The organism is Reichenbachiella faecimaris (assembly GCF_900176375.1).
Classification (GTDB): domain Bacteria; phylum Bacteroidota; class Bacteroidia; order Cytophagales; family Cyclobacteriaceae; genus Reichenbachiella; species Reichenbachiella faecimaris.
This window is the reverse complement of the sequence record NZ_FWYF01000001.1, coordinates 1,854,096-1,876,760: the sequence shown is the minus strand read 5'-3', so window position 1 is coordinate 1,876,760 and position 22,665 is coordinate 1,854,096. Positions and strand designations below refer to the sequence as shown.

Here is a 22,665-nt window from a genome sequence, read left to right as displayed (position 1 = left end):
GACAACGACATCACTGCGAATGTATCAGACGTAGCCGGCAACCCAGCGGCCGAAGCGACCAAGACGGTAGTTTATGACATCACCGCCCCAACGATTCCGACGGTGAATAGTCAAATTACCAGTGATGACACACCTATTCTGAATGGTACTGCAGATGCAGGAAGTGTGGTTTCAGTAACTGTAGGAGGAGCTACTTTTATTACTGTAGCTGATGCAGCTGGAGAATGGACTATTGACACAAGCTTAACACCTGACTCAGGTGTGTTTGCTCCAAATGTGACTGGCTCCAATGAAGTAGTTGTCAGTAGTTCTGATGCGGCAGGAAATACCACCGTTGACTCAACGAACCTAGAGTTAGTCATCCTGTCTCAGGATAGCGACGGAGACAATATCCCAGACATTGATGAAGATTTGGACGGAGATGGAGATCCATCTAACGACGATACGGATGGAGATGGCACGCCTGATTACCAGGACGAAGATGATGACGGAGATGGTGTCAATACTGAAGATGAAGATATAGATTCAAACGGAAATCCTATTGATGACGATTCAGATGGAGACGGTACACCAGACTACCTTGACGAAGATGATGATGGTGATGGGATCAATACTGAGGACGAGGATACAAATGGGAATGGTGATCCTACAGATGATGATCACGATGGAGACGGTACGCCCGATTATCTGGACACCACTGATGATCGCGCCCTAACAGTAACTATGGAAGAGCAATGTATTAACGATGTGCCTTATGTAGATTATGAAGTAAACACTGTGGGGTTTGATGCTTCAGGAATGACAGCCTTAGTAGAATGGCTCAACGCAGACGGACAAGTAGTACAATCACTTGCTGATCAGCCTTTGTCTGGTACTTTGCTGTGGCCAGGAGCCGAGGTGGATGCTGATGGAAATGGCATTGCTTGGCCTGGATGGGACTTAGTAGATGGAATCTGGATACAAATAGAAGACGGACTCCGCAATGAAATGACAGTTAGAATTTCTGTTAATCCAGAAAGTTCATTAAGCGTAAGCTATCCACCCGCTACACCTGCCTGTGCAGCTCAGCCATTCAATCCGTTTGATGATGAAGATACTGATGGTGATGGTATTTCAGACAATGATGAGGATGTAGATGGTGATGGTAATCCGAGCAACGACGACACTGATGGAGACGGTACGCCAGATTATTTAGATGAGGATGACGACAATGATGGGATACTTACAGGCGACGAAGATGTAGATCAAGACGGAGATCCAACTAATGACGATACGGATCGAGATGGCACGCCCGATTATTTGGATACGGATGATGATGGAGATGGAATAGCTTCTTCAGATGAAAGTGGAGATTGTGATAGGGACGGAATACCAGCTTATCTTGATGCAGATCCATGTGAAGCTCCTGCAACTGTATTGAACAACGTGGTATCAACTTCGAGTCCTGCTCCGTACAACAGCCTTCAGATAGAAAACATTGAAGATTTTCCGAACAACACGGTACAAATTTTTAATCGTTGGGGTAATAAGGTCTGGGAAACCAGGGGATACGACAATAGTTCAAATGCTTTTTTTGGAAATGGCAGTGGTACTGGGATATTAGGGTCTAATGGAAACCTTCCAGTGGGCACATACTTCTACATAGTAGATTTAGGAGGTGGAGAAGATTTAATTAAAGGATTTGTAAGAGTAGAGTAAGCATAGAGTAATTATTTTAAGTTTAGGTTTTTGAGACCCGCTTCTGAACTAGAGGCGGGTCTTTTTTATTCGATTTACCTAAGTGAGATTGTAACGCCACTGAACTTGCATTAGAACCCTGGGTTCAACGAGAAAACTGTTGAACTCACCGAGTCCTCCCATATACGGTGTCTAGATCAAATAATATTGGGTATTGATTCATTTGGGTAATTGAATGGATCACCAAGAACTAAAAACCTGAAAATGAAAAGGATCAAAATATTTCTAATCGTAGTAGGTCTGATGGCTTTGACTGGTAGGGCATCTGCTCAGCAGCAAGCCATGTTCACCCAATATATGTTTAATCAGTTAGCGCTTAATCCAGCGTATGCGGGCATCCATGATGGAATCAGCACGAGCCTTTTAGCCCGTGAGCAGTGGGTGGGATTCGATGGAGCACCTAAAACTCAAACCTTTTCTATTCACAGCCCAATCAAATATAGGTCAATTGCTTTGGGAGCGGTTTTTATCAGAGATCAAATAGGGCTTACAGATCAATTTGGAGCTTATTTTAGTTACGCTTATCGAATCAGGGTGTCTGATTTTAGTAAGCTATCCTTTGGCTTGCAAGCTAGTTTCAATCAATACAAAGTGGATTATACAGAAAATATTTATAACGACCCTAACCTGGTCAATCAGAACATAAATGACCTTTCGCCAAACGCGGGTGCTGGTCTTATGTGGCATTCTGATAGGTTTTATTTAGGGTTTTCAATCCCTCAGCTTTTTAGCAATGCTTTGTATGCTGGAGGAGAAGATGCAGCTGATCCGGATGCAAAGTTGGTCAGACACTACTTTGTTAGTGGGGGTTATGTATTTGACTTGAATCCTAATCTTAAACTGAAGCCAAATGTACTTTTCAAGTGGGTACAAGGAGCACCTTTTGAGATTGATATAAATGCTAATTTTTTAATAAAGGATCTAGTTTGGTTGGGTGTTTCTTATCGCTCGTTAGATAGCTTCGACGCCTTGTTCCAAATACAAGTGACTCCTCAGTTCCAGTTGGGTTATTCTTACGACTTCTTGACCACCACAGACCTAAGTAGAGTAAACAGCGGTTCGCACGAAATCATGATCAATTATGTCTTCAATCTGAAGAGCAACAAAATTGTAACTCCAAGATACTTTTAAACCAACCAGCTATGAACAATTTCAAAAAAATCCTATTCGTATTGGTTTACCTAATTCTTTCTATTATGCTCTTTGTAGCTACGGCACAGGCTCAAGAAAGTAAAACGAATACTTTTAAACTAAAAAATTACCAAAGAACAAAAGCACGTGCGGCTAGTTACTATCTAGACCTGGCCTTTAAAAAAGGAATAGAGGTTTATAAAAAGGCATTAGACCAAATGCCCTCTGACGATACTTTGAAGTTGAATATTGCTGATGGGTTTTACCAAATTCATGAATTGGATAGCGCTCAACACTGGTACAGTCAGGTAATCAATCAGGAAGGATTAATTAAGGAAGACAGACACTATATCAACTATGGAGAAGTCTTGATTCATCAAGGAAAGTATGAAGAAGCCAAAGTCTGGTTTAAAAAATTTGAAAGTAATAATCCCAACGACAAACGAATCCAACTAAGATTGAAAGGCCTTGAGAGGCAATTGACCTTTTATAGAGATTCTGTTCGTTTTGAGGTTTGGAATGCCGATTTCAATTCTGAAGGCTATGATTTTAGTCCAACGTTTTACAAAAATGGACTGATGATGGTTTCTTCGCGGGAAACAGCTCAAGTGATCCAGTTCTTAAAGCCAAAGTACAAATGGGATCAATCTTACTTTCTCAATCTATTTGAAGTTGATTCAACCAACACTGTTCGGGAATTTGACAGAAGACTAAAAACAAGCTATCACGAAGGGCCAGTTGCTTTTTATGACAACGACACCAAAGTCATCTTTACTCGAAATAGTTATGAAAAAGGAGAGGTAAGAGTAAGCCAAAGCAAATTGCACGTACAGGGTTCTAAAATAAGCGAAAGCAAGAGTGGTGAGGTTAAGCTCAAGCTCTTCTATTCCGAGCTAGATGAAAATAATAAATGGACTACGCCAGTGGAGCTTTGGTTCAATGATGCAAATGTATCGTATGGTCATCCGACAGTAAGCAAGGATGGGCAAAGATTGTACTTTGCTTCAGATCGAGAAGGAGGTTATGGGCGAACCGATCTTTATGTCTCTATTTGGAGAAATGGCGTTTGGGGAATACCTGAAAATTTGGGGCCAGAAGTAAATACTGAAGGTGCTGAAATGTTTCCTTTTATTGATCAAAAGGACATCCTTTATTTTGCATCTGACGGGCATATGGGACTAGGAGGGCTAGACCTCTTTGAAATGGATTTAGCTATGGAAAATGCCAAGCCCCAAAATTTGGGTTATCCAATCAATACAGCTAGTGATGATTTTGGCTTAACTGTTAATTCTTCAGGTAGAGATCAAAAGGGATATTTTTCTTCCAATCGGCCTGGAGGAAAAGGATTGGATGATATCTACGGGTTCCAATATTCTCAGCATAGATCCATACCAGGTCAGGTGGTCGATTTGGTCACTGGGTTGCCCGTAGAAAAGGCAATGGTTCAGGTGGTCAATGCAACTGGGGATACTGTGGAGCAGGCACTCACCGTGCACAACGGAACATTCAATTTTGAATATGATATGGATCACAAATTTACAGTGTTGGCTGGCAAATCTGACTATTCAAAAGACATGAGCAGATTTAGTCCCCAGCAGTGGCCCGAAGGTGATACGTTGGTATTGCGAATCATGAAAGAACGTTTGGTAGTCAGAGGCACTATAACTGATGAGGTCAAAGGTGACACGTTGGAGTCTGCCAAGGTGATTGTTTTAAATGAGAACACGGGCGAAAAGTTCGGAATCGTAACGGAAGCTGATGGAGCATATTCTTTTTTGGCGCATCCAAATACTACTTATTCTTTCATGTTTAAAAAATACAGGTACTTCTCAGAAGTAGATCAGTTGGCCATTGGCGATGAGCACAATGGAGAGATTATTTTTGATAGAGACTTAGAAAAGATCATCATAGGAAAACCTATTGGTTTAAATGATATTCATTTCGATTTGGCCAAATGGGACATTCGACCAGATGCGGCAGTAGAGTTGGACAAATTTACCGAAACACTCATGGAAAACCCTTCCATAATAGTAGAGCTGAGCACGCATACAGATAGTAGAGGTGGAGACCAGTACAATTTTGATCTTTCTGACAAACGTGCCAAATCATCTGCCGATTATGTGGCCGCTCATGGCGTGGATCATACTAGAATTTTGGGTCAAGGTTATGGAGAGTCACACTTAGTCAACAAATGCCACAATGGAATAAAATGTCCAGAATCTGAGCATCAAAAAAATCGCAGAGCAGAGTTCATGATCACTGGATTTTTACCAGATATGCTGACAGAAGAAGAGAAACAATTGCTGTGGATAGACTCTGACTATGTGTCCGAGCATTTGTCTGATGGAGATAGGAAAGAATTTGTGCTGGTAGAAAAGAATATACAAGGACCAACTATCCTTTCTGGACAAGTCAAAGATATTGCAGGAAATGCCCTGAAGGATGCTGTGATTACCATGATTGTGAAAGGCGCACATAGAGCCACACAGGTTTACACAGATGAAAAAGGAAATTTTGAATTAAATGTGAATTCACATGCCATTTATCAATTGATCGTACAGCAGGATAACTATTTAGAAGAAGGGATTTTAGTGAAAATAGAAGATGAGTCGATCATGGATCTATCAATTCAGCTGGTTGGAAGTGGGGATGAGGATGTAGACAAGGAGGGGTAACCTTCCTTGTTAGCTCCTCGGGTGAAAATCTTTTATGATTTGTTTTAGATAATCACGATCCAAATGCGTGTAAATCTCAGTGGTAGTGATAGACTCATGACCAAGCATTTCCTGCACAGCGCGCAGATCAGCCCCTCCCTCAATCAAATGTGTAGCAAAGGAATGGCGAAAAGTATGAGGGCCAATTCTTTTATTTAAACCAATCTTGATAGCCAGATTTTTGATGATAGTAAAAATCATCACTCGCGTCAGCTGAGCACCCCGGCGATTGAGAAATACAAAATGCTCATGTCCTTTTTTGATTTCCAGATGACAACGCAAATGCTCCACATAGATTTTGATGTGTTTGAGCGCCTCACGGCCAATGGGAACCAGACGTTCTTTATTCCCTTTTCCGATCACTCTTAGGAATCCGATATCTTCCAGCACACAGTTGAGTTGCAAGTTGACTAACTCAGAGACGCGAAGTCCCGAACTATAAAGCGTTTCGAGCATTGCACGATTCCTAGGCCCTTCTGGCGTACTATGGTCTATAGCTTCGAACAATGCATCTATTTCTTGCACATTGAGTGTATCAGGTAGTTTGCGTCCCAGCTTAGGTGCTTCTATCAACTCTGAAGGGTCCTTGTCCAAGTCGCCTTCAAAGACCAAATATTTAAAAAAAGATTTGATGCCTGAAACTATTCTAGCTTGGGAGTAGGCAGACATACCCAGCTCATGAATGTATTCCAATAAATCTCTTATGTCAGAATCTGTGACTTTCAGTGGGCCATGGTCATTTTTTTTCAAAGTCAGAAACTGCTCCAGCTTTACAATATCCTGCACATAGGCTTCTACAGAATTAGGTGCTAGCGAGCGCTCTAGCTGCAGATAGGATTTGAATTGACTGATGTAAAACTTCCAGGACATAGTTTTTATTTTTTGTCATCTCGTAGGCGTAGCCGTAGAGATCTCCTGCCAGTTTTTTGACAGTTGGTTAATTTCTGCCCGTCGCTGAAGAGATATCTCCATTTCATTGCGATATGACAGTTAAATTATATCCGAAGTAAAAATGAACTATTTTAGAAAACTGTGCAACGGGTTTGTCATCTATAGATAGTTGTAGCTTACTTTTGCGCCCTTTATATTTAGATCATGAAAATACTCATTCTCAACGGACCCAATCTAAATCTGCTAGGCAGACGAGAGCCAGAAATTTACGGTCACGAGACATTCGAGGACTACTTCGAACACCTCAAAGTAAAATTTGAAAAGGTAGATTTGGAATATTTACAAACCAACCACGAAGGTGTGATGATAGACAAAATCCATGAGGTAGGTTTTGACTATGACGGCATCATATTGAATGCAGGGGGCTATACCCATACTTCCGTCGCCCTGGCAGATGCGGTCAAAGGCGTGACCACGCCAGTCGTGGAAGTACACATCTCCAATGTGATGGAACGTGAGAAATTCAGACATCATAGCTATCTAACACCAGTCTGTGTGGCTCACTATATCGGTCTGGGACTAGATGGGTATAAAGAAGGTATACAATACATTTTAAACAACTAAAGATGCAACTCGAATTCACTCAAATTTTGTCTGTATCACTGATCCTATTTTCAGTGATCGACATTCTGGGAAGTATTCCCATCATTATCAACTTGAGAAAAAAATCAGGAACTATCTATAGTGGCAAAGCCACCATAGTAGCTGGAGTTATCATGATTATCTTCCTATTTCTAGGGGATAAAATTTTAGGCCTATTGGGAATTGATGTTGGTTCTTTTGCCATTGCAGGTGCGCTCATCATGTTTATGATAGGGATGGAAATGGTTTTGGGTATAGAACTGTTTAGATCTGATGAGGAAGAAACCAGCTCGTCGTCCATAGTGCCGATTGCCTTCCCTCTGATCGCTGGGCCAGGCACCATGACCTCTTTGATTTCCTTGCGTGCCGAATATGAATTGACTAATATTCTGGTGGGTATTTTGATTAATTTGCTCTTGATTTATGCCGTGCTCAAATCTTCCAGTTGGCTGGAAAAGAAGATCGGACATGCAGGATTCAATGTGATCAGAAAAGTATTCGGGATCATTCTATTGGCGATTTCGATCAAACTGTTCAAAAACGGGATAGCTTTTTAGTTATACCATTAACCATTAACCATTAACCATTAACCATTAACCATTAACCATTAACCATTAACTTGTTTTCATAATGGCTCAACCTAGCATTATCATATATACAGACGGATCATCCAGAGGCAATCCAGGACCAGGGGGCTATGGCACTGTACTCCTGGCCAAAGGCCACAGAAAGGAGCTGTCCGAAGGTTTCCGCAAAACTACCAACAACCGCATGGAACTGCTGGCAGTGATCAAAGGGCTGGAAGCACTGAAAGTGGTAAATGCAGAAGTGCTGATCTACTCGGATTCCAAATATGTGGTAGACGCGGTAGAAAAAGGCTGGCTTTGGGGCTGGGTGAAAAAAGGATTTAAAGACAAGAAAAACAAAGATCTCTGGGAGCGTTTTATTCCACCCTACAAGCGCAATAAAGTCACCTTCAAATGGGTGAAAGGCCATGCTGGCATTCCCGAAAACGAGCGCTGCGACGAACTGGCCGTAGAAGCCGCCTCTGGATCCAATCTCCCCGCCGATCAGGCTTTTGAAAATGGGATTAATGATTTTTAGATACGAAGATCAAATCCCCCTTACCCCCTTTTTCTAAGGGGAAAAAGAACTCCCTCTTGGCGAAGAGGGCTGGGGAGATTGAAGATTGTCAAAGATTGATTAATCATTAATTGTGTCTCTTTTGTTCCACACAGTCGAGTGCTCGTAGAAACAAGGCAAACAGTAGCATTTTTTATCTTAATTCGTGTTGATATTTTTAACCATAGTTCCATGAAAACCACCACCCGAGAAATGATTCCAGCAGATGCAGAGCGAGTAGTAGACTACTTCTCGAATGCAGATGTGGCCTATCTCAAGGGTATGGGTGCGGACAAGAGCAAGTTGCCAGCTCGTGAGGAGTGGATAGCGGCTATTCAAGCTGAGCTAAACAAACCATTTGAAGAGAAGCAGCTGTACTATGTGATTTGGGAGGTGGATGGAAAGGCTATCGGCCACTCCAATATCAATCACATCACTTTAGGTCAAGAGGCCTATATGCATTTGCACATTTGGGAAAAGGAAAACCGTAGATTTGGTCATGGGCTGGAGTTAGTCAAACAATCCATCCCAAAGTATTTTGAGCATTTTCAATTACAAAAACTAAGATGTGAGCCATTCGCTGGAAATACTGCACCTGTACATTTATTGGAGCAGGCAGGTTTTGAGTTTGTGGAGATTTATGAAACTACACCTAGCATCATTTGTTTCCCACAAGAGGTCAGAAGATTTGAAATGAGTAAAACAAGGTTTTTGAATTTAGATCATTTTCAAACCAAATGATCATTCAGCACCTGAAACCAAACCCATCAAAAACAATTACTTGGGCCAAAGGTACCAGCCAGGAGTTGTTTATCTATCCGCCAGCTTCCGACTTCCAAAAAAGAGACTTTCTATTCCGAATCAGCTTGGCTACGGTAGAAGCAGAACAAAGCATGTTTACACCCCTGCCTGGTATTCAGAGAACTTTGATGCTGTTAGAAGGAAAGCACACCTTGACTCATGAAGGTCATCATACCAAGAAATTATTACCGTTTGATCAGGATATTTTTCAGGGAGATTGGCAAACCTGCAGTAGGGGCAAAGCCACGAATTTTAATTTGATGTGTCGTGAGGGTGCTCAAGGTACTTTAAAGCATATAGGAGTATCCCACAGTGAGCAGGTAGTTTGCCATTTGGTAGCGGACGTTGAGCTTATTTATCTCCATACAGGAAATGCAACTTGTGAAGATAAAAGGCTGACAGCAGGAGATTTTTTGATGATAGAGCAGCAATCATTCGAGCAAGTAATTATTAATTGCTCGAATGGTTGTGATTTTATTCAGGTTTCAATATTTCTGAAATAAGATTTAGAAAGTGATCAGTCATAAGTCGTCTCGTAGTTTACGAAGAGATGCTGTCAGCTTCTTGCAGTCAAATAGTGGCAACTTTGGCTGTCATTACTTACAAGATTTCTCCCTTCACCTTCCTTCTGTCAGGTTTGTACGATTGTAGAAGTTAACTAATTCGAGGACAGAATTATATTTAGCAAACCAATTTATAGCCAAACCCTCGTACGTTCAGGATTTCAATATTTGAATCCTTGGCTAATTTCTTTCTGAGTTTGGTGATAAAAACATCCATGCTCCGTGCATTAAAAAAGTCATCATTGCCCCAGATTTCACTAAGCATGGTGGAGCGATCTACCACTTCATTAGGGGAAATGGCAAGACTCATGAGTACTTCTGCTTCACGGTGTGTGAGCATTTGTTCCTCATTTTTGTATTGCAATCTTTGTTTGGGATAATTGAACAAATAAGCGCCAATTTCTATTTGCTCTTCAGCAGACTTCCTTTCTCTTCTAAGAATCAACTCCTGGATTCTTACGATCAGCTCTTCCATGCTGAAAGGTTTTTTGAGGTAGTCGTTGCCGCCCAGTTCAAAGCCTTCTACGACATCTTTGGTTTGCGATTTAGCTGTTAGGAAAATGATGGGCGTACGCTGATCCAATTTTCGAATTTGCCTGGCCAGCGAAAAACCGTCCTTTTTTGGCATCATCACGTCCAATACCAAAATATCTGGTTTGAAATTCTTGTATTTTACAAGTGCCTCTTCTCCGTTTTCAGACCATTCCACCTGGAAGTCTCTGGATTCCAAACTTTCCTTCACGATAAGTCCCAGTGAGGGTTCGTCTTCAGCCAGCAATATTTTCATTGGCTTACTCATAAGGGTAGGGTGATTTTGAAAGTAGTCCCTTCAGGATTTGCAATTAGAACAAGATGTCCGCCATGTTTTTCTACAATAGTCTTTGCATAGTACAAACCAATGCCATACCCTTTCACATCATGGACGTTGCCTGAAGAAATACGATAGAATTTGTCGAAAATTCTGGCCTGCTCCTTTTTGCTTATCCCTATTCCATTATCGACTACAGAAAGCATCAATTCATTTTCGTTTTGTTCTGCTGAGACCTGAATTTGATCACCTCCATATTTCATGGCATTGTCAATCAGGTTAGAAATGGCATGTTCAAAATGAAAAGCATCCAGCTCTACCCATATTTCACCCTTAGCCAGCCAAGTGATGGTTTTATTTGGAATGTCTTCATACTTTTCTAATACGCTCTGAACCAATTCATTTAGATTGTTCTTTTCAATATTGAGGATCAACTCACCCTCTTCTAGCGTAGCCGTGTCCAATAGTTTCTCTACCATACCATTCAGCTTGGTGAGTTGCTCATTGGAGAGTTTAAGATATTTGGCGGTCTTGGCCGTGTCCTTTGCAGTATTGAATTTTTCTATAGCTTCTAGTGCAGTGCTTACAGTAGCAATAGGTGTTTTGAATTCATGTGTGATATTGCTAATGAGGTCGTTTTTCATCAGATCCAGGCTCTTTTGATGCTGAATGAAACGATACAAATAAAGTAATACCATGATGACTATCAGGGCAGTCAACAGGGAAACAATAACCCCGCCAATCCCCTTTTTTAGAACGGCAGCAAAACTTGGTTGAATACTTAGATAAAGTTCGTTGCCAGTAGCCAGATAGGTGGAATTGGCCTGAACAATAACCTCGCGATTTGAAAAGGCTACTGGAGGCTCTTGTACAATTTTGAAATCTGCATGGATCCCTTTTCTAGCTAATTCCAGCGCCATCAAACTATCTATGGCATTTTGGTTTAAGCTATCAGCTTCCAACGACATAGCCAATCGTGAAGCAAGTTTTACGAATCTTTTTTCAGTTCCCACCACAGTATCCATACGGTTTACTTTGCTTACGATGACCATATTGGTGTGCGGCTCTTTTACCAGTGAATCTACGTTCCATTGGATTTTTTGAATTTCCTTATCAGTGGTAGTATATTTAAAAGCTTTTGTGATCGTGCTATCAGTAGTGATAGAGATAGGGCTTGATGGGTTCAGTTGAGCTGGTAAGAGCTGATTTTCACCCATTTGGATAAAATGAATTTTTGCCAGCTGAGCGTAATATTGTTCTACTGCATTGTCCAATGCCATTTGAATTTCAGACAGTAGAAACCTTTTGTTTTCCTGATAATTTCTCCAGTTCCAATAGCCTTGGGCCAATACAGTCATAAGGATGGCCACTACAATCACCCATGATAACACCCTAAATTTCCTATTGTCCATACCCAAAGATAGAAGTATTGAGGTGCTTTTCAGGAGGGTTAACACTCGTTAACACTCGATAACATATTTCTGATTTGATTCCCACTTGTTTTGAATCATAATCAAAACACAGAAAGATGAACACAATTATTAAACTATCAATTATGCTGTGCGCCCTTAGTTTTCAGGGCTTGGCACAGTCGGGAATAGCCACTTACAAAACAGCCGCTTCAGTCAATTTCAGCGGAGACAGCACTTTGAGTCATGGGCAGCAGGCTGCTATGCAAATGCAATTGAGGCAGGCACTCCAACGAGAATATGAACTCAAATTCAATGGTTCGGAATCTAGCTACAAGCAAATTCAATCTTTAGACAAGAAGGAAGTTGCTCAAGCAAGTGATGTGATGGTGCGAGTAGCTGGTGGTTCTTCACTGACCTATAAAGACACCAAAAAGAAACGATACCTTCAAAATGCTGATTTGTTTGGAAAACCCTTTTTGATTGATGATGAACTGGAGGCTTTAGATTGGGAAATCACTGGAGAGAAAAAACAGATTGGCAAATATGAGTGCCAACAGGCCAGATACACCAGAGAGGCCAGAATGATGCAAGTAGACACAGAAAATGGGCAGCCCAAGGAAGTGGTGACGCAGGTAGAAGTTACCGCCTGGTTTACGATGGATATTCCTGTGAATCATGGGCCAGACGACTTTTGGGGATTGCCAGGCCTCATCCTTGAAGTCAACAATGGAAATTCCACAATTATTTGTAGCAAAATCCTGCTAAATCCACAAGAAAAAGTGGTGATCGAAAAACCAAAAGGAGGTAAATCAATCACAACCGAAAAATTCAATGAGCTTCAAGAGGAAAAGTTGCAAGAGATGATGCAGCAATATAACGGCAATGGCGAAGAAAGAAGAGTCATCAGAATAGGAGGCTAAGGTTGATTAAATGAGAAATTTATTAATGGTCATAATAGGGCTGGGGTGGAGTTCGCTCGCCCTGGCACAAAGCTCAGTGACGTTTACGGGAGTGGTTCAGGATTCGGTTGGGAATTCCATGGAATTGTCGAATGTGGTGGCTTATCATATAGAAACGGATAGATTAACCTCTTATGGGGTGACAAATTCAGAAGGTAGGTTTTATTTGAAATTGGAAGAAGAAACTTCTTACATCCTACGTGCTACATTTATTGGCTATAGAACCAGTCAGGATACCATTGTTGCCCGAGCAAATGATTCAAATCCTTTTGTGATCACTTTGAAATCAAACGTCAAAAAACTGGAGAACATCACGATAGAAGAGGAGTTTCCCGTGGTGATTTCTGGAGATACCATTTCGTACAAGGCGGATGCTTTCAAAAAGGGGAACGAGCGCAAGTTGGAAGATGTACTAGAAAGTATCCCAGGGTTTTCAGTAGATGAAAATGGAGAGGTGCGAGTCCAAGGCAAGCAGGTAGAAAAGGTGTTGGTAGAAGGCAAAGAATTTTTTGAAGGAGACACTAAACTGGCTGTGCAGAATATCCCAGCTCATGCAGTAGACCGAGTACAGGTACTCCGAAATTTCTCTGACATCTCCCCCATGGGAGCTTTGGGTAACAATGACGACCGCCTGGCGATCAACATTCAACTCACGGAGGATAAAAAGAATATGACTTTTGGAGATGTAGAGGGAGGCGTTGGACTCGACGAAAGATACTTGACTCATGCAAATCTCTTTAGGTATACCCCAGAAACCACCATCAATTTCATAGGAGATGCCAATAACATAGGTCGGCAGGCTTTCACCCCTAGAGATTATTTCAGATTTATGGGAGGTATGCGCAATATGATGTCACAATCTGGTTCTAATTTTAGGAGGACAGATGAAAATATGGGATTTATGAATGCACAAAGCGATAGAGCTTTGTCTATTGATACCAAACTGGGAGCAAGCAACTTCAACTATACGCCAAACAAAAAGTGGAATCTTTCGGGATTTGCGATCGTCTCAGCAGCTAAGACTAATCTTTTATCTCTTTCTGAAAGAACATATATCAATGCGGAGACGGTAGAAAACAAAGAATCTCTTGCTACTGATGAAAATCAAGAAAACCTGTCAGGATTGACCAAATTTAAAGCGCAATACACGCCCAATGCTGATACTCAGATAGCGTATGAGCTATTCACCAAAGGAAGCAAATTGAGTGATGATATCGAGCGAGTGTCGGACAATCTCAGTGCATTGAATCAAATAGATAGTGAAGCGGATCAACGGCCTTTTAATATCCATCAGAGGCTTGACATCTATCATGCATTGGACAGCAGGAACATTTTTTCTCTAGAGGCTAGCTATGAGTATAGCAAACAAAACCCAGCCCTATCATTTACTTCTGATCTTCCTTTATTTTCAAACGTACTCCCCATAAACAATGTGAATGGATATAATTTCCAGCAATCAAAAAACATCATTTCCAATCAGCAAGAGCTCGTAGCCAATTGGTATTATATTTTGAATAAAACCAATCATATAAATGCCAGATTCGGCAATAGCCACGTCAGCCAGCAAATGACTTCTACCATTGAGCAAGAAGGCAATTCGTCATTGGATGATTCAGAGTATAAGAATCATTTTGACTACCGTTTTCTTGACGTTTATGCAGGAATCAACTGGCGATCAAAAATGGGTAAGGTGGTAATTAATCCAGGAATCTATGCGCATCATTATAAAACAACTGACCTGCAAGGCGATCAAGAACTGGTCAATGAACAGGTGATTTGGTTGCCAGAATTTACCATCAACTATGATGTGACGAGTTCGCAGACCATTAGGTTTAGATACAATCTGGAAGCTAGATTTATGGATATTCAGAAGGTGGCACAAGGATTAGTTGTTCAGAATTATAATAGCCTCTACTTAGGCAATCAGGGGCTGTCCAATAGCACTGTGCATAATATTAATCTAAATTATACGAACTACAGCTTATTTAGTCACTTCAGCCTTTTTGGAGGATTGAACTATCAGAAGATCAAGGACAACATAAGTGAGTCTGTGAATTACCTAGGGTTGGAAAGATTGAGTACGCCAATCAATGTGATGGTCGCCAATGAGTTAATGAGCTTTTATGGTGACTTTGAGAAGACTTTCAAGCGTTGGAAAGTGAGTGCTGGCGCTAACCTCTATTATGCCACTACTGCTAATTTGATCAATCAGACTCCGAATCAGAATACATCATTCACACAGCTATACAACACATCTCTAGAGACAAAATTGATGGAGATATTTACGTTTGAGTTGGGCTATGAAAGGACTTATAATCAATATACGAGCGCTACCACATCAAATGACTACATCAATGATAGACCCTTTTTCGAATTGGAAATTAAGGTCAGACCCTGGCTGAGTTTGTTGGCTGACTATGAATACAACAATTATCGAGCGGAGAATGGAAGCAGCCAGTCCATCTATAAATTTCTCAATGCTTCTGTCATTGTACAAAAAGAAAAGAGTCCTTGGCAGTTTAGCGTAGAAGGGATGAACTTATTGGAAACGGAAGCTATTCGTCGCGATAGCTTTTCTGACAACTTGGTGGGTACTTATGCCTATTTCGTCCAACCAAGGTATTTTACTTTTGCCGTGAAATTTGAGATATAGTTTTATTCAAGTTCACCTCATAGGGCAGTGTTTTGGCTTGTGTTTTAGGCTCAACTACGTCAGTCATCCCTTAGGAACCTTGCTAGTTATAAGAAGAATTTTGGTCGGGTGTAGCTGAATGATAGACATCCGATGAAACGAATCCTTGCAGCCACTCACCTCTTTTCCAAACCATTAAAAATCATGAGATTGGTACTAGAAAATAGCATGGGACATAGTTTCTATCATAAAGTGGTTTAAGATCACTCCCAACTCAGCACAAAAAGAGCCTCTTTTGCCTATATTTAGAAAAAAAACTAGTTAACCACTCGTGAATAAATTTCTTCAAGAACTCCAGCGCCGCAATGTCATCAAAGCTTCGATCTCCTACGCGGTGATCTCTTGGGCGGTTCTGCAAGCTGCTGATATACTTTTTCCTGCTTTTGAAATACCGGATACGGCGATCAAATACATCCTGTATGCACTGATTGGAGGCTTCCCGATCTGGGTGGTCTTCGCCTATGTGTATGAATGGACACCTACGGGCTTTCGAAAAACCACTGAAGTAGCCGTAGAAACCTCCGTCTACCAAGAAACTGGCAAGCGCCTGAATGCATTCATTATTGGAGGTTTAGCACTTGCCGTTGTTCTTCTGATTACCGATCGGGTATTCAATTTCACAGGAGTTTCCGATCCCACCGCACCTCAAAAATCAATTGCCGTACTGCCTTTTGAAAATATGAGTTCGGAAGAAGATGCTTACTTTGCCAAAGGTGTGACCGAGGATATCCTCACCCACATTTCGAAAATAGGTGATCTCAGGGTACTGAGTAATTTCACCCTGCGCGACTATGACAGCAAAGGCAAAACCATCAATGAGATAGGCGAAGAGCTTGGTGTAGGCTATCTGCTCACGGGCAGTATCCGCAAGGCAGGCGAGCAGATACGAATCAGCTGTCAGCTGGTACAGGTAAACCCAGAAGAGCAAGAGTGGGCAGAAAACTACGACAAACGCATGGACGACATCTTTGCGATCCAGACGCAAGTGGCCGAAGAGGTAGCAAGCAAACTGCAAGCCCGTCTTTCCCCACAAGAAAAAGAGAAGCTCAACCAGAAACCTACTGAAAACATAGCCGCTTACAACATTTACCTGAAGGGAAGAGAAGAATACAACACCTACGAGCCAGAGGCCATGAAGCGTGCCATTGGCTACTTTAAAGAAGCCATCGCACTTGATCCCGGTTTTGGGCTGGCCTATGCAGGACTGGCAGATGCGTATTGTCAGGGAAATCCATCAGCAATGCGTTTTTTACCATTAGATTATATAGACACTGCCCTTGCCCTAGGGGAAAGGGCAGTGAACATCAGTCCCAATGCTTCAGAGGCCTGGAAGGCGTGGGCATTCGCCTATCAAGTTAAGGGTGACTTTGCCCAGGCCATAGAAAAATACCAACGGGCCATCAGCCTCAATCCCAATTATAATCCTGCCATAGGTAATCTTGCTAATATTTTTGCGCTAATTGGCAGGCTGGACGAAGCGATCCCGTTGCACATAAAAAGCATCCAAATCAATCCATTGGATTTCGCAAATTATACTTCATTGGGGGAGAAATATTTACTATTGGAAATGTTCGAGGAAGCAGAGCAGGCCTATCAGCAAGCACTTGCCCTCAATCCAAGGGGTTATTATTCACATTACGGTCTTGCCTATCTGTATGACAAGCAGGGACAAACCGATAAAGCCAAACAGCATCTGGAAAATCTGGTGGCCGTGGATCCCACCGATGCTTTCCTCAATGAACTGGCGGCAGATGTAGCAATTGATGTAGATACGGCACTTTTCTACCACTATGCCCGGCAAGCCATGTCCAGTCCCGACTTTGATCCTGTCGTGTATTATGCTGTATCCGTGGGTTTAGGGTGCTTACTCTGGGAGACAGGTCAGCAGGACTCAGCCAGGGCCTTGATAGAACCCACACTACAATCCCTGCTAAAACAGGCGGAAGATAGTGATGACTCTTATTTGGCTGCTAATATTTCTATGTGTTATGCCAGTATCAGAGAAAAGACCGAAGCGCTGCGCTGGTTGAGCAAGGCCATTGACCTTGGGTACCTGGATCGCTCCAGTCTCATGACGACTCGATTAATCAAAAGCATCCAACAGGAGTCGGAGTTCAAGGCCATGATGGATGAGCTGGACCAAAAAATCACGCGGATGCGCATGAATGTGAGCGCACAGGAGGAAGGTATAAGAAGTCTCTAGTAGTTTACGCTTTTCATAAGAACGTATGCCCAATTCTTACTTCCAATTCAAAAAATTCACCGTGCATCAGGGACAATGCGCCATGAAAGTGAGCACAGAAGCTTGTATTTTGGGTGCTTGGGTGCCAGATACGCAGGCGAAAAGAATTTTGGATATTGGTACTGGAACTGGGCTGCTGGCTATGATGTTGGCACAGCGGATTGAGGTGCCAATCGAAGCTGTCGAATTGGATGCCAAAGCAGCAGAGCAAGCCAGGCAAAATATACTTGAATCTAAGTGGGCAGACAGGATTCAAGTCATTAATCAAAATATTTTTGAATGGGCAAAATCGACTGATCTAACCTATGACTTGATAGTGTCCAATCCCCCATTTTTCACGAATAGTTTAAAATCAGATCAGAGTAAGAATAACCTAGCCAAGCACGATACCATGGATTTTGACAAGGCTAATCTTGCGCTGGTTTTGAAATCCTTGCTTACTGAAAAGGGAAGGGCGTATATTCTTTATCCAGAGTTAGAATCTGAGCAATTTAGAGTAGAGGTTGAGCGCAATGGTTTACGCTATGCTCAAGCCTTGGTCATTCGCAATCAACCCTATGGGCCAATTTTTAGAATCATCTCCAAAGTTTCTAAGGCTGAGCACTCTATTTCATCAGAAGAGTTGAACATTAGAGAAGGGCAACTGCATTCGAAAAAATTCAATCGGCTTCTAAAAGGTTATTATTTGAAGCTCTAATAATTTTAACTGACTCGTCCTCTTACAATTAGACTTATCAGCACGATTACAGCCACAAAAAGCAAAAACGAAATATATGTGAAAAGATAAGCGATCAGTCCTTTGCATAGGGATGATAATTTGGCCTTTCCTGTATAAAACAGGCTCATGCTCCATGCATAATACAATATGATGATCAAATTGATTATAGTATTATTCTTAAGCCCTGTGAAAATGAAAATTACAAAACCATTAAGATTGACAACGGTTCCTTGGGCGTGTATGAAAAATGAAAGAACAGTATTTTCTATAAAATTATAGTTCGATTTTTTGAACCAAACGCCACACCAAAATGCAAGAATTGGCACAAGAAAAACATGAACATATTGAAGGTTATTAAATATTCTTTGTTTGACTGCAAGCGCAATTTCTCTGGCATTTTGACCTTCTTTTAGGTTGTTGTTGTCAACAATCGATTCGGCAAAATTTTCTGTTTTAGGTAGGTAGTCGTTTAGTGTGTAGTCTGAGAGTTGGACCAGAAGAAAAAATATAGTAAAGATGAGAAAGTAATAACCAACAGGGCCTACATACTTACCTCGAATACCTCTGATATAGTCTTGCGCAACCTTGGCTGGGTTTTTGGTAAGGCCAATAATCGTATTAGGGAAGGCTCCATCTAATCCATAAATACGACTGAAGAAATCACTGAAAAAAGATGCCAGCGTCAGCCTTCTGATGTTTTGTTTCTGACCACAGTTCGAGCAATAATTGCTGTTGGAGGGTTCACCACATTGAATGCATGTTTTCATTGGACTTGGCAGAGATAGTTATTCAAGTATAATCAAACAAAGAGTAGGTACAAAAAAAGCGAGAGATTCTCATCCCTCGCTTTTCTATTCTTTAAGAAGCCTTTCTTACTTCAACTCTTCCAACTGAGCTTCTACCTCGGTTTTAGTGCCCGTCAAAGTATCTAGTTTTATCGTTTCTTTTCCGTCAACAATTGACTTCCGTTCAACAATAGCCGTAGTACTAGCTTCTTCGCCAGACATCATTATCTTCACTTCTTTCTTAGCTTCTTTAGCCGCACAACATGCTTTTGTGCATCCTGGCTTACATTCTTTCTTGTCCATTTTGGCATGACAAGCAGCAGTACATGCACCCTCGTGCTTGCAACCCATCATTTCCATTTTGGTTTCGTTTCCGTGTCCACCAGTTCCATAGACCTCGCCCAAGATAGGAGCGATCACTAGACCTACCAGGCAAGTCAATTTGATTAAAATGTTCATAGAAGGCCCGGAAGTGTCTTTGAATGGATCACCAACAGTATCACCTGTTACTGCCGCTTTGTGCGCTTCTGATCCTTTGTAAGTCATCTCGCCGTTGATCATGACACCAGCTTCGAAAGATTTCTTTGCGTTGTCCCATGCACCACCAGCATTGTTTTGGAAAATCGCCCACATCACACCAGATACCGCTACACCAGCCATATAAGCACCTAATGCTTCAGGCCCCATGGCAAATCCAATGGTGATTGGCGTGATGATAGTCAAGGCACCTGGCAGCATCATTTCTTTCAATGCAGCTTTTGTAGAGATTTCTACACATCTCGCATAATCAGGTTTCCCAGTTCCTTCCAGAATGCCCGGAATTTCTTTGAACTGACGTCTTACTTCCATTACCATTTCCATGGCTGCTTTACCTACTGACTTCATAGCCAAGGCAGAGAAAACTACAGGAATCATGCCTCCAATGAACAAAGCAGCTAATACGTCAGCTTTGAAAATGTTGATGCCATCAATACCTGTGAAGGTCACATAAGCAGCAAAAAGTGCTAGAGCAGTCAAAGCCGCAGAAGCAATGGCAAATCCTTTCCCTACGGCAGCAGTGGTGTTACCAACAGAATCTAAAATATCCGTTCTTTCCCTTACTTCTGCAGGGCATTCGCTCATTTCAGCTACACCACCTGCATTGTCCGCGATAGGGCCGAAAGCATCAATCGCCAACTGCATAGCAGTAGTGGCCATCATGGCAGAAGCTGCAATGGCTACCCCATAGAATCCAGCCAGTTCGTAAGATCCCCAGATCGCAATGGCGAAAAGAATCACAGATGAGAAAGTAGAAATCATACCTGTAGCCAAACCAGCAATGATGTTGGTAGCAGCTCCAGTAGATGAGTTGGTTACAATATCCATGACTGGCTTCTTGCCCAATGCAGTATAGTACTCAGTAAACATGGAGATTAAATAACCCACGCCTAATCCTACCAAGGTGGCATAGAATACGTGGCGGCTTGGGATATCCATAGTGCCTTCACCAAAAAATTTCATACCTACGATGGTTTCTGGCAGCATGTAGTCGATCAAGAACCACCCAGCCACTGCAGTCAATAGGATAGAAACGATGTTTCCAGTGTTTAATGCTTTTTGTACTTGATCCTCTTTAGCAGAATTGTCTTTGATGCTAATTAAGAACGTACCTAGGATTGAAGCTATAATACCTACGCCAGCTATCATAATAGGCAACAAAATTGGCCCCATGCCGCCAAACGTATCTAATACAATACCAGCATCAGCCATGTCTTTGATGATATAGTTACCTAGCACCATTGAGGCCAGTACAGTAGCTACATAAGAACCAAATAGGTCAGCTCCCATACCTGCTACATCACCCACATTGTCACCTACGTTGTCAGCAATAGTGGCGGGGTTCCTTGGATCATCTTCTGGAATTCCAGCTTCTACTTTACCTACAAGGTCAGCACCTACATCAGCTGCCTTGGTATAGATACCACCACCTACTCTGGCGAAAAGTGCGATTGATTCAGCACCTAGTGAAAAACCTGCTAAGGCTTCCAATACCATAGTCATGTCATTGTAGAAAGAGCCACTGCCCATGAACATTTTGGTGAAAACCAAGAAAAATAGGCTAAGTCCCAATACAGCCAAACCTGCCACTCCTAGTCCCATCACAGTACCACCGCCAAAAGAGACTTTCAAGGCATTTGGCAAACTGGTTCTGGCGGCTTCAGTTGTTCTCGCGTTAGCTTCAGTAGCGATTCGCATACCAATGTTTCCTGCAGCAGCAGAAAAAATAGCTCCAACAACAAACGCTGGTACGATCATCCAGCTAGTAGTTTCAACCAGGGTTGAAATTCCGAATAGCGCAGCAGAAGCAGCAACTACAAAGATGGCTAACAGTCTATACTCAGCACTCAAAAAGGCTAATGCTCCTTCTTTAATGTTTTTAGAGATTTCTTGCATCTTCTCATTTCCAGGGCTTTGTTTCTTTACCCATGCCATTTTGATCAGCATGAAAACAAGTCCTAGACAGGCCAATACGATTGGCACGTAAATCAAATTACTCATATCTTTTTCCTAGAATTTTTTAAACTCAAATTTAAAAATCAAAAAAGGGCATAATGCCCTCTCATTTAAACCAGCGCAAATATAAGAGATCAGTCAAGAATAAAAAATAATGTAGCTGAGGGTAAGAGGAGCGTCTGTGGTTGGCTCTATTTCACATTTTAGTGGACTATTTCAATACTCCCTATGTAATTGGTTTGAAATCAGAAGGAACAGAAAGCAGTTTCACTATTATTTCGTACTTTACTGACCGAAAATTATTTAATTAAGACCCATTTCCTAAGATGTCAGCCGAAAAGAAAACTACAGCCATCTCCAGCATCCTTGTTATCCTAACTTCTATTGCTGTTTTGCATTTGGTGAATTTGATTCACAATGAGTTGACCATTGATTTGGCTATGGAGCCAGTGAAGCATCTTTCAGATGCCCGTCATCTGATCGTCAATGGAGATTATAAACATGCCATTCAGGAGCTGGATGACGCAATGATGAAAATGAGGGTGATCGAACAGTATACAGATAGTTCATCCATTGCTTTTATGGAACAAGCAGTGGAAGATTTAGAGTTAGTGGAAAAGGAGATGCGAATGGACAATCTGGAAGAAGATGACCTGAACAGGGCCTTTTTTAATGCACTCAATTCTATAGCTTATGCCTGTATGACAATTTCAGAAAACAACCTGGACAAAGGTGAAAAGTACAGAGCCATGCAATTTATGAATGCAACTTTCGCTGAGATGATTGCCTCGTTGAAGTTTGTAGAAGATGAGCATTTGAAACATAAAGAGGAAAAAGTAATCGCACATGTGCGTGAGATCATTGACAAAATGGAATCCACTAAATATACTTTCAAATTCGACTACGACATGGTCAATCATGAATTGGAAGAGTTGATAGAAAAGTAAGTGATTTC

At 41.6% G+C, this 22,665-nt stretch carries 18 protein-coding genes; 13 read left to right on the top strand and 5 right to left on the bottom strand.

The annotated features are described in order from the left end of the window. The 3 genes from B9A58_RS07895 to B9A58_RS07885 form a co-directional block, all read left to right on the top strand. A partial coding sequence (locus tag B9A58_RS07895) for a T9SS type B sorting domain-containing protein (RefSeq protein WP_139793793.1) occupies window positions 1-1,698 on the top strand: 1,698 nt, incomplete at its 5' end. Window positions 1,699-1,941: 243 nt separating this feature from the next. Beyond that, window positions 1,942-2,868: a PorP/SprF family type IX secretion system membrane protein gene (locus B9A58_RS07890; protein WP_084371912.1), complete on the top strand. Its 927-nt coding sequence runs from the start codon at window positions 1,942-1,944 to the stop codon at window positions 2,866-2,868. A gap of 11 nt (window positions 2,869-2,879) precedes the next feature. Beyond that, a complete protein-coding gene (locus B9A58_RS07885) occupies window positions 2,880-5,543 on the top strand; it encodes a carboxypeptidase regulatory-like domain-containing protein (RefSeq protein ID WP_084371911.1) in 2,664 nt (887 codons plus the stop codon). Window positions 5,544-5,552: 9 nt separating this feature from the next. Here B9A58_RS07885 and xerD read toward each other — a convergent pair whose 3' ends face one another. Next, window positions 5,553-6,452 (bottom strand): site-specific tyrosine recombinase XerD, encoded by a 900-nt coding sequence (gene xerD, locus B9A58_RS07880; protein WP_084371910.1) that lies wholly within the window; start codon window positions 6,450-6,452, stop codon window positions 5,553-5,555. A 225-nt stretch (window positions 6,453-6,677) separates the two neighbouring features. Between xerD and aroQ the strand changes: the two genes are divergently transcribed. The 5 genes from aroQ (at window position 6,678) to B9A58_RS07855 (ending at window position 9,541) form a co-directional block, all read left to right on the top strand. Continuing rightward, window positions 6,678-7,097, top strand: a complete 420-nt coding sequence (gene aroQ / locus B9A58_RS07875; protein ID WP_084371909.1) for a type II 3-dehydroquinate dehydratase — start codon at window positions 6,678-6,680, stop codon at window positions 7,095-7,097. A 2-nt stretch (window positions 7,098-7,099) separates the two neighbouring features. Then, on the top strand, window positions 7,100-7,672 hold the full coding sequence (locus tag B9A58_RS07870) for a MarC family protein (protein WP_084371908.1): 573 nt from the start codon (window positions 7,100-7,102) through the stop codon (window positions 7,670-7,672). 73 nt (window positions 7,673-7,745) lie between these two features. Next, window positions 7,746-8,219, top strand: coding sequence for a ribonuclease HI (gene rnhA / locus B9A58_RS07865; protein WP_084371907.1), 474 nt, complete (start codon window positions 7,746-7,748; stop codon window positions 8,217-8,219). 210 nt (window positions 8,220-8,429) lie between these two features. Next, window positions 8,430-8,978 carry a GNAT family N-acetyltransferase gene (locus B9A58_RS07860; protein WP_084371906.1) on the top strand — a complete coding sequence of 183 codons (549 nt, stop codon included), beginning with the start codon at window positions 8,430-8,432 and terminating at the stop codon, window positions 8,976-8,978. Continuing rightward, window positions 8,975-9,541 (top strand): HutD/Ves family protein, encoded by a 567-nt coding sequence (locus B9A58_RS07855; protein ID WP_084371905.1) that lies wholly within the window; start codon window positions 8,975-8,977, stop codon window positions 9,539-9,541. Before B9A58_RS07860 ends, B9A58_RS07855 begins: the two co-directional genes overlap by 4 nt. 178 nt (window positions 9,542-9,719) lie before the next feature. On the opposite strand, the gene B9A58_RS07850 is transcribed toward B9A58_RS07855, so the two are convergent. Both B9A58_RS07850 and B9A58_RS07845 read right to left on the bottom strand, forming a co-directional pair. Beyond that, window positions 9,720-10,400 (bottom strand): response regulator transcription factor, encoded by a 681-nt coding sequence (locus B9A58_RS07850; RefSeq protein ID WP_084371904.1) that lies wholly within the window; start codon window positions 10,398-10,400, stop codon window positions 9,720-9,722. Beyond that, window positions 10,397-11,821 (bottom strand): sensor histidine kinase, encoded by a 1,425-nt coding sequence (locus B9A58_RS07845; protein ID WP_084371903.1) that lies wholly within the window; start codon window positions 11,819-11,821, stop codon window positions 10,397-10,399. Before B9A58_RS07845 ends, B9A58_RS07850 begins: the two co-directional genes overlap by 4 nt. A 116-nt stretch (window positions 11,822-11,937) precedes the next feature. On the opposite strand from B9A58_RS07845, the gene B9A58_RS07840 reads away from it, so the two are divergent. The 4 genes from B9A58_RS07840 to B9A58_RS07825 all read left to right on the top strand — a co-directional run bounded on the left by B9A58_RS07840 (window position 11,938) and on the right by B9A58_RS07825 (window position 18,411). Then, a complete protein-coding gene (locus B9A58_RS07840; protein WP_084371902.1) occupies window positions 11,938-12,741 on the top strand; it encodes a GLPGLI family protein in 804 nt (267 codons plus the stop codon). Window positions 12,742-12,751: 10 nt separating this feature from the next. Then, on the top strand, window positions 12,752-15,433 hold the full coding sequence (locus B9A58_RS07835; protein WP_139793792.1) for a hypothetical protein: 2,682 nt from the start codon (window positions 12,752-12,754) through the stop codon (window positions 15,431-15,433). A 310-nt stretch (window positions 15,434-15,743) separates the two neighbouring features. Then, on the top strand, window positions 15,744-17,675 hold the full coding sequence (locus tag B9A58_RS07830) for a tetratricopeptide repeat protein (protein WP_084371900.1): 1,932 nt from the start codon (window positions 15,744-15,746) through the stop codon (window positions 17,673-17,675). 25 nt (window positions 17,676-17,700) lie between these two features. Then, a complete protein-coding gene (locus B9A58_RS07825; RefSeq protein WP_084371899.1) occupies window positions 17,701-18,411 on the top strand; it encodes a tRNA1(Val) (adenine(37)-N6)-methyltransferase in 711 nt (236 codons plus the stop codon). Window positions 18,412-18,416: 5 nt separating this feature from the next. Here the strand turns inward: B9A58_RS07825 and B9A58_RS07820 are convergent, their stop codons facing one another. Both B9A58_RS07820 and B9A58_RS07815 read right to left on the bottom strand, forming a co-directional pair. Next, window positions 18,417-19,199, bottom strand: a complete 783-nt coding sequence (locus B9A58_RS07820) for a DUF3667 domain-containing protein (RefSeq protein ID WP_084371898.1) — start codon at window positions 19,197-19,199, stop codon at window positions 18,417-18,419. Window positions 19,200-19,304: 105 nt separating this feature from the next. Further along, window positions 19,305-21,755 carry a sodium-translocating pyrophosphatase gene (locus B9A58_RS07815; protein WP_084371897.1) on the bottom strand — a complete coding sequence of 817 codons (2,451 nt, stop codon included), beginning with the start codon at window positions 21,753-21,755 and terminating at the stop codon, window positions 19,305-19,307. Between the two features lie 281 nt (window positions 21,756-22,036). On the opposite strand from B9A58_RS07815, the gene B9A58_RS07810 reads away from it, so the two are divergent. Continuing rightward, window positions 22,037-22,657, top strand: coding sequence for a hypothetical protein (locus B9A58_RS07810; protein WP_084371896.1), 621 nt, complete (start codon window positions 22,037-22,039; stop codon window positions 22,655-22,657). Window positions 22,658-22,665: the final 8 nt, after the last annotated feature.